This window comes from Orenia sp., from assembly GCF_055140805.1.
Genome location: NZ_JBSQYM010000130.1, coordinates 1 through 8,983 on the forward strand (window position 1 = coordinate 1; position 8,983 = coordinate 8,983).

6 protein-coding genes and 1 other annotated feature are annotated in these 8,983 nt (G+C 34.0%); all 6 genes read left to right on the plus strand.

Annotation, left to right across the window (positions count from 1 at the left end):
- Nucleotides 1–395 precede the first annotated feature (395 nt).
- The 6 genes from ACTCDL_RS12015 to ACTCDL_RS12040 all read left to right on the plus strand — a co-directional run bounded on the left by ACTCDL_RS12015 (nucleotide 396) and on the right by ACTCDL_RS12040 (nucleotide 8,823).
- Nucleotides 396–1,409, plus strand: a complete 1,014-nt coding sequence (locus tag ACTCDL_RS12015; RefSeq protein WP_463176874.1) for a DNA double-strand break repair nuclease NurA — start codon at nucleotides 396–398, stop codon at nucleotides 1,407–1,409.
- 121 nt (nucleotides 1,410–1,530) lie between these two features.
- The gene (locus tag ACTCDL_RS12020) at nucleotides 1,531–3,372 is read left to right on the plus strand and encodes an ATP-binding protein (protein WP_463176876.1); all 1,842 of its coding nucleotides are present in this window, start codon (nucleotides 1,531–1,533) and stop codon (nucleotides 3,370–3,372) included.
- Between the two features lie 107 nt (nucleotides 3,373–3,479).
- Nucleotides 3,480–4,712 (plus strand): methyl-accepting chemotaxis protein, encoded by a 1,233-nt coding sequence (locus ACTCDL_RS12025; RefSeq protein WP_463176880.1) that lies wholly within the window; start codon nucleotides 3,480–3,482, stop codon nucleotides 4,710–4,712.
- A 170-nt stretch (nucleotides 4,713–4,882) separates the two neighbouring features.
- Nucleotides 4,883–5,108, plus strand: a binding site (T-box leader).
- Between the two features lie 138 nt (nucleotides 5,109–5,246).
- On the plus strand, nucleotides 5,247–7,196 hold the full coding sequence (metG, locus tag ACTCDL_RS12030) for a methionine--tRNA ligase (RefSeq protein WP_463176881.1): 1,950 nt from the start codon (nucleotides 5,247–5,249) through the stop codon (nucleotides 7,194–7,196).
- Nucleotides 7,197–7,327: 131 nt separating this feature from the next.
- Nucleotides 7,328–8,089, plus strand: a complete 762-nt coding sequence (locus ACTCDL_RS12035; protein ID WP_463176882.1) for a TatD family hydrolase — start codon at nucleotides 7,328–7,330, stop codon at nucleotides 8,087–8,089.
- 149 nt (nucleotides 8,090–8,238) lie between these two features.
- On the plus strand, nucleotides 8,239–8,823 hold the full coding sequence (locus ACTCDL_RS12040) for a TatD family nuclease-associated radical SAM protein (protein ID WP_463176884.1): 585 nt from the start codon (nucleotides 8,239–8,241) through the stop codon (nucleotides 8,821–8,823).
- The last annotated feature ends 160 nt before the right edge of the window (nucleotides 8,824–8,983 follow it).

The window sequence follows — 8,983 nt, forward strand, 5'->3', positions numbered from 1 at the left end:
GGCTGGGAGGGCTCTTCTTTTTGTATATTTTAAATTTTTTGCTAGAGAGACATTTTAGAGATTATTCTAATATGGAGATATTGCGACACTAATTAATTTACAATGTAAAGTGTACAATTTACAATTAAGACCATTAACACATAAATTTATAGTAGAAATTTTATAAAATTTGAGGTAATTCATTATTGGATTGATTGTTTTTAAGAACTTAATCTTTTAATTGTGCATTGTAAATTGCCAACTGTCAATTGAAACAAAGTGTTGTAATATCTCTATTTAAAGACAGTTAGCTAATTAGTAGAAGATAATTCTTTTCTTGGCGGATAAAGGAGAAATTATTAAGCAGGAAGTTCTTTTTAGATGTTGAAGATTAAAAATAAAGGTTGGTGATGTAGATGCTCCTAACAGAAGATTTAAAGTTCTTATTAAAAGACTGTAATGATAAATTAAAAGAAAAATATGAAAATCAATCTAATCTTAGCAGGAAAGATTTACGTCGGCTAATTGATAAAACAGGAAAGTTTATTAACTTGGATAGGTTAGAAAATCTTCAAATAGATAAATTGATAAAAGGCAGACCTATTGTTGGGGTAGATGGCTCTGTAAATAAACAAGGGAAGGTCTATCCCCATTATATTGAACTACTACAGGCCTTGGCTAAAAGTACTGATAGAAGTCAATCGGGCATCGTTAGGCATGATATTTTTAGTCCTATGATTGAAAAGGACAAGCAGAATATCTTAAAGAAGGTATCTATTGCAAACAATAAAGTTGATGAAGATAGTAAGGTTTATGCCCAAGAGGTGGCAGGAAAGATTAGGAGCTCATTATTAGCTAGTTTAGAGGTATTGGTAGCTTATGATAGTATATTGAAATGGAATCCAAGTTTGATAATGATGGATGGTTCTCTGACTAGATATAAGATTCAGGCTGAAGAAAAGTGGGAAGAGCTAATGGAGTTGGCTTTAAAAAGAGAGGTAGTGATTGTAGGGGTTATCGAAGAGATAGGAACTCATGACTTAAGTTTAGCTTTAGGTGATGATTTACCTACTAAGATGACAGATATGTATGATAGAGAGTTGATGTTTGGCTTATTAGATTTAGGAGAGATGGTCTTGTTTGATGGTGCTAAAGATGGTCTTAAAAAATCTTTTGTCAGAAGCTCTCGTGACCCTGGAGTAATTGGAATAGATATCTTAAAAGAACAGAGTGGGGCGATGAAGGATGTAGCTAGCTTAGTATATTCGTTAACTCCAGAAGCAGGAAGGGGAATTCCAATCTGGTTGGATATCGTGGATGAGGAGGTTAGGATTAGCAATAAAATGATGGAGATGATTATTGATAACTATCTAGACCCTACTTTGAAACAGCGGTTATTCCATTCTAAAAGAGCAGATAGAGTTTATTAGATTAGTGTGAGGGATCGGTGTGAGTGTGAGTTGAAAAGAAACTAAGAAAAGCTTATTTCAATAATTAATTTACTCACACTGACACTCACACTCACACTACATGAAGGAAAGGTGGTTGAATATGCAAGTAGTAGGTTTGACTACTCAACAAGAAGTTTATGTAGCTTCTAAAGAGAGAAAGTTTAGAATCAATGAGATGTTAAAGATAGTAGATGAAAGTTTAGGTACTCCATTAGGTGAAGTTGTAGAAACACAGGCGTATAATAGGTACATACCATTATCAATAGATAAGGGATTTGTAGATAAGGGTGTAATTGCCTCTTTACAGAGTATAGGTTATAATATTTCTGAGGATGAGATTAATATTGCTAAGGTGAGATTACTTGAAGAAGCACCTTATCCTATTAAGACTGGCTCTAATGTAGTAAGCCCTGAGTTTAGTGAAGTAAAGAGCCTTTTGGTTAAAGAAGGACCAGAAGATGGTCTGGTTCTTGGTGTAATTAAAGGAACAGAAGAGATGAGTCAACAGATGGATGAAGAGCTAAAGGATATAGCCCCTTTGTTTGAGAATGAAGAGGTAATCTCTCAAATAGGAGTTCCTTTTAACTTTAAGGTTAAGGCAATGCACCAATATCCCCATATTGGAATTATAGGAGGCTCTGGTTCAGGTAAGTCTTTTGGAATGAGGGTTATCTTAGAAGAATTGATGAAGTTAAGAGTGCCAACTATCGTCTTTGATCCCCATTTTGAGATGGATTTTAGCACGAAATTTGAGAAATTGGCTGATAAATATGCCAATGATTTTAGTAATGATTTTAAAGCTTATCAGATTGGACAGACTGTAGGGGTCAATTTTACTGATTTAAGTACCAAAGATCTAGCTGATCTATTGGCAGCAGCTAGTAGTTTGAGTGATTCTATGGTCAATGCTGTCCAAAGCTTACACCATAAGAAAGATAGCTTATTTAGCTTTAAAGGAAGGCTAGAAGATCTTCAAAAAGCTCAAGAATTGGGAAGAAAACGCTTAGAAAGAGATGTAAAAAGTGGTGCAGTAGAAGGTGAATTAAAAGAAGAGTATCAGATGTATTTAGAGTTGTTAGATGCCTATGGTAATTTACCTCCAAGTTCAGTCAGTGGTCTGATTTGGAGACTAAATCGTTTGGAGAGAGAGGGGCTATTTAGTCATAGTATTGACCAGATTGAAGTAGGGGTTAAAGCTCGTAAATTAGTAGTTATTCAAGGTCCAATCTGGTTACTACAGGTATTTGCTACTTATGTATTAGGGACATTATATCGTAAGCGCAGAGACTATAAAGATGCTCAATACCGCCAACAGGAGGTAGACTACTTTCCACCTTTTGTAATTGCAACTGATGAGGCTCATAACTTTGCTCCCAAAGGATATGATGCTCCAGCCAATAAGGTGATTAAAGAGATAGCCCAAGAGGGGAGAAAGTATGGAACTTTCTTGATTTTAGCTACTCAAAGACCGACCTTGTTAGATGAGACTGTAACGGCACAGTTGAATACTAAATTTGTCTTTAGAACCGTTCGAGCCAGTGATATTGAGACAATTAAACAGGAGACAGATCTAACAGCAGAGGAGGCTAGAAGATTGCCTTACCTACGTTCTGGTGATACCTTTGTCTCTTCAGCTATCTTTGGAAGAACCTTAGCAGTCAGAATCAGAGCTTCTAAGACTGAAAGTCCCCATACTGAAAATCCTTTTGAAGAATTAAAAGCACATAGTGAAGCAGAGGATGATAAGTTATATCAAGCTATTGTAGATAGCCTTCCTATAGATGGGAAAGATATGATGTCAAAGTTGGAGGAGATTAATGACAAATTAGATACAATTTTAGACAGAAATTCTTTAGAAGCTAAGTTAGATGATTTAGCAGAAAAGGGAAAGATTATTGCTAGAGAATCGATTTTTGGTAAGATTTATGAAGAAGTAGATTAATATTACAGTGACTAATATTCTTGAGATTAAAGGTAATTAACTAAAGGTGTAGAATAAATAATGTAGTAATATTAAAGAGATAAGAATATAAGGAGGAGGGATTTGACTTGAAAAGTTTGGGACAGAATTTAAGAATAAGTTTAAGAATTAAATTTGTTTTTGCTGTAATTGTATCTTTACTGATAGGATCATTTATTGCTGATAAATTAAATCTATTCATTTCAAGTAATGTTTATCATGGAGACTTTTTAGTTTATGTTACACTTATTATTCAGGGTATTGTTATAACGGGGATGATTTTATTATTAACCAATCGTTTAATTATAAAACCAATTAATAAGATGACTAATTTAACCCGTCAAGTAGCTAAGGGGAATTTGGACATTGATGTGAATAAAGTAAAGCGTAATGATGAGATAGGTTCTTTACAAAGAGAATTAAACAAGATGATAATAAGTATGGATAAAATGCTAGAAAAGATTAATAGCACCACTAATCATGTAGAGAATATAAGCTCTGATTTAGCTAGGGCCTCTGAGGAATCAGGTATGATGAGCCAGCAAGCAGCTCAGTCTATACAGGATATAGCCTTTAAATCACAGCAAGAGGTTAATTTGGTAGAGGGATTGAAGATGAGTATTAGGGAAATAAGTGGTACTGCAGGTAATAGTCAATATTCTATTCAGGCTGTATCTAATGTTGCCAATACTGGTACTGAGGTTATTGGTGATGCTGTTAATATGATTACAGAACTGGCTCAGAGAATCAATAAATCTACAGTAATAGTAGAAGAGATGAATGAATTTACTCAAAATATTAGCCGTTTTGTAGATGCTATTACAGGAATAGCAGAACAAACAAACTTATTGGCTTTAAATGCATCTATTGAAGCAGCTAGAGCTGGTGAAGCTGGTCAAGGTTTTTCAGTAGTGGCTGAAGAGATTAGAGAGTTGGCAGTAGAATCAAATAAGGCTGCTGAGGATATAGTTGCTTTACTTAAAGATATGACTAAAAAATCGAAAACAACTGTTGATGAAATGAGGTTAGGTAGGGATAAAGCTAATTCTGGGCTTGAGATAATTAATCAAGCTGATCAGTCCTTTGCTGATATCAAAAATAGAGTAAATAATCTTCATAATACTTTAGATAGTGTAATGGAGATTATGGAAGGAGTTGCTACTTTTACAGAAGAAATTTCTGGTTCGGCCCAAGAGGTAGCTGCTATTAGTGAAGAGCAGTCTGCAGATGCTGAAGAGACAGCAGCTTTAGCAGATGAGTTAGATATATTAGTAAATGATTTACAGCAGTTAGTTGAAGATGTACATTTATATAAGAATTAGATTACTGTGATAAAAGAGGTGTTAATAATATTATTAGCACTTCTTTTATTTTTTAGAAGATTAGAAATTTATTGATACTATCACTTGACAAATCTATTAGTATCTTGTATATTTTTAGATAGATTAAGTATAATAAATATTAAAATATAATATCAGATAATTTATATAGGATAGGAGCTAAGAAGGGAAGAGTAGATATTCAAGCTATTTACAGAGAACTGGGCTGAGGTTGAGAACCAGTAATGGCAAGAATATTGAAAATGGTCCTGGAGCTATATGGCTGAAGGTTAGTAGGTCATATCGGATTGCACCGTTACTAGCTAAAGAGTGGTCATATAGAAAATTGTATGACAATTAGGGTGGTACCGCGACGACAGTTAACCTCTCGTCCCTAAATTTAGGGATGAGGGGTTTTTATATTTAATGGACAATGTAGAATGTACAAGTGACAATTAAATAAGATGTAATAGATATTTTAATTGTGTATTGGCAATTGCTAATTGTAAATTTTATGAATAATTGGAGGGAATAAAGATGAGTGATAAGACTTTTTATGTAACAACACCGATTTATTATCCAAATGATAAGCTACATATTGGTCATACTTATACGACAACAGCAGCAGATACGATTACTAAGTTTAAGAAAATGCAAGGGTATGAGTGTGAATTGATTACTGGTTCTGATGAGCATGGTCAAAAGATTCAAAAATCTGCTGCTAAGCATGATATGTCTCCTAAGGAGTATGTTGACGGGATTGTAGCTTCCTTTAAAGAGTTATGGGATAAGCTAAAGGTAGATTATACAGAGTTTGTTCGAACTACTAGTGATGAACATAGATCAGATGTAGAGTATATCTTTAAGAAGGTTTATGATCAAGGTGATATCTATAAGAGTAAGTATGAGGGGTATTATTGTACACCTTGTGAAACTTATTGGACTGAAAGACAGCTAGATGAAGAGGGAAATTGTCCCGATTGTAATCGAGCAGTGGAATGGATGGAAGAAGAGAGTTATTTCTTTAAAATGTCAAAATATCAAGATCGATTACTAGAGTTTTTAGATGAGAATCCTAATTTTATTCAGCCTGCTAAACGGCGTAATGAGATGATTAACTTTATTAAGGATGGATTAGAAGATTTATGTGTCTCTAGAACTACCTTTGACTGGGGAATTCCAGTACCAATTGATGAAGGACATGTAATTTATGTCTGGTTCGATGCCTTAACCAGTTATTTAACAGGGATTGATTGGAATAGAGATGAAAAGAAATTCAATAAATTCTGGCCTGCTGATATCCATATTGTAGGAAAGGATATCTTAAGGTTCCATACAATTATTTGGCCAACTATCTTAATGGCAGCTGACCTTCCACTACCTAAGAAGGTCTTTGGACATGGTTTCCTACTTGTTGATGGTGGAAAGATGTCTAAATCTAAAGGGAATGTAATCGACCCAGTTAAACTAATCGATGACTTTGGGGTAGATGCTGTTCGCTACTATCTATTAAGAGAGATTGCTTTTGGAACTGATGGTTCTTATTCTACCGATAACTTTATCCAAAGAATCAACTCTGATTTAGCCAATGATTTAGGAAATCTATTGAATCGTACAGTAGCAATGGTCGATAAATATTTTGCAGGAGTAGTTCCAGAAGCAAAAGTTGAGACTGAATTTGATGCTGATTTAGAAGAGGTTGCTCAGGCTAGTTTTAAAGCTATAGAGGAGAATATAGAAGGATTACAATTTAGTGTTGCTTTAGAAGAGATTTGGAATTTGGTTAGAAGAAGCAACAAATATATTGACCAAACTACTCCTTGGATATTAGCTAAGGATGAAAACAAACGTGATGAATTAGCAGCAGTATTATATAATTTATTAGATAATTTAAGAAGGGTAGCAATTACCTTAGTTGCCTTCTTACCAGAAGCACCAGCTAAAATGTGGGAGCAATTAGGTATTGAAGAGAGCTTAGCAGAACAGAGCTGGGAAGATGCTAAAGCTCAAGGGAAGCTAAAAGCTGGTACTAAAGTGAAGAATGGTGATCCAATCTTCCCTAGAATAGATGCAGAGGAATATTATAAGCAATTAGAAGAAGAGAAGAAAGCTCAAGATAAAAATAATAAGAAAAAGGGTGAAAAGAAGATGTCTGAACAAGAATATATAAGCTTTGATGAATTTGGCAAATTAGAATTGAGAGTAGCAGAAGTTTTAGAAGCTGAGAAGATTGAAGGAAGTAATAAATTACTTAAAGTACAGGTGCAGTTAGGTGAGCAGAAACGCCAATTGGTTGCTGGAATTGCTAAGCACTATGAAGCAGAAGAGCTAGTAGGTAAGAAGGTAGTTATGGTTGCTAACTTAAAGCCTGCTACTATCTTTGGTGTAAAATCTAATGGTATGATTTTAGCAGCATCTAATGATGAAGGTGAGTTAACTGTAACTACAGTTGATAGAGATATTGATAGTGGAGCACAAGTGAAATAATTCAGTTGATAGTGTATAGTTGGTAGTTGATAGTTAAAGGCAAAGGTCAAAATATTAGTCTGTTAAGATTTTGCTCTTCAACTATACACTATCAACTCTCAACTATTAACTGTATTAAGGTGGTGATAAAAATGTTTATAGATACTCATGCACATTTGGACTTTGATCGATTTGATGAAGATAGAGATGAGGTTATTCAGGCTGCCTATGATGCTGGAGTTAAGAGGATAGTTAATATAGGAGCTGATATGGAATCTAGCCGTAACTCTGTGAACTTAGCTAAAAAGTATGACTTTATCTATGCTGCGGTAGGTGTCCATCCCCATGATGTTAAAGAAATTAGCCCAGAGGATTATGATGAATTAAAGGAATTAGCCCAAAATGATAAGGTGGTTGCTATTGGGGAGATTGGATTAGATTATTATTATGATAACTCTCCACGAGGAGAACAGCAAGAAGCCTTTAAGATACAGTTGCAATTGGCTAAAGAACTTAACTTGCCTGTTGTAATCCATAGTCGTGATGCTAAAGAGGATACTCTTGCAATCTTAGAGGAACATGCTAAAGGTTTAGAAGGGATTGTACATTGTTATGCCTATGATCTGGCTACTGCTAAGAGAGTGATAGATATGGGGTTCTATCTTGCTTTTGGTGGGGTGATTACCTTCAATAATGCTAAAGATTTAAGAGCAGTGGTCAAGGAGATAGCTTTGGATAAGATCTTAATAGAGACTGATGCTCCTTACTTAACACCTGCCCCACATCGCGGGAAGAGAAATGAATCTAAGTTTGTTATACATGTAGCAAAGAAGATAGCAGAGATTAAGGGGATAGATGTAGCAGAAGTAGCCGAGAAGACTACTGAGAATGCAAAGAATTTATTGGGGATATAGTATAATAATTTTAATTGAATAATTATCAAATAGGATACTAATTGTATTTACAGTTAGTATCCTATTTTATTATACATTAAATAAAATATATTGTTTTAGTAATCTTTACTGATTAAGAATTATAAAATTATTAATATGGGGGGATCAGTATGACAATTACATATGGGTTAGGAGATAAGTTGTATATAAATCTAACAAATAGGTGTACTAATGATTGTGAGTTCTGTGTTAGGAACTTTAAAGATGGTGTTGGAGATTATAATTTATGGTTAGAAAAGGAGCCTACTGCTAGAGAAATTATTAATGATATTGGAGATGCAAGTATTTATAGTGAGATTATCTTTTGTGGTTATGGTGAACCGATGATTAGACTAGAAGAGATAAAAGAGATAAGTAATTATCTTAAAAATAGCTACTCTAAAGTTTCTATTAGGATCAACACTAATGGTCAGGCTAACTTGATTCATAATAGAAATATTCTACCTGAAATTTCAGATTTGATAGATAGTATTTCTATCAGCCTCAATGCTCATAACTCTAAAGCTTACCAAAAAATATGTAAGTCAACTTTCTCAGATGAAGCATTTCCAGCTATAATTGAGTTTATTAGTGAAGCTAACAAGTATATATCTGATGTGAGGGTTTCTGTAGTAGATTATCCTAAGGTAGATATAGATAGTTGTAGTAAGTTAGCTAAAAAATTGAATGTTCCACTTAAGATAAGGAGGTTCTAGATGATTTTATCTATTAAAAATGATATAGATGGTCAATTTGAAAGGTGGGTTTAATGGATAGATTGCGACACTTTTTTACTTCAGTGTATAGTTGATAATTGACAGTTGATAGTTAAGTTCAAAACCATTTAAATATAGGTTTTTAGTCCTTTAACTATCC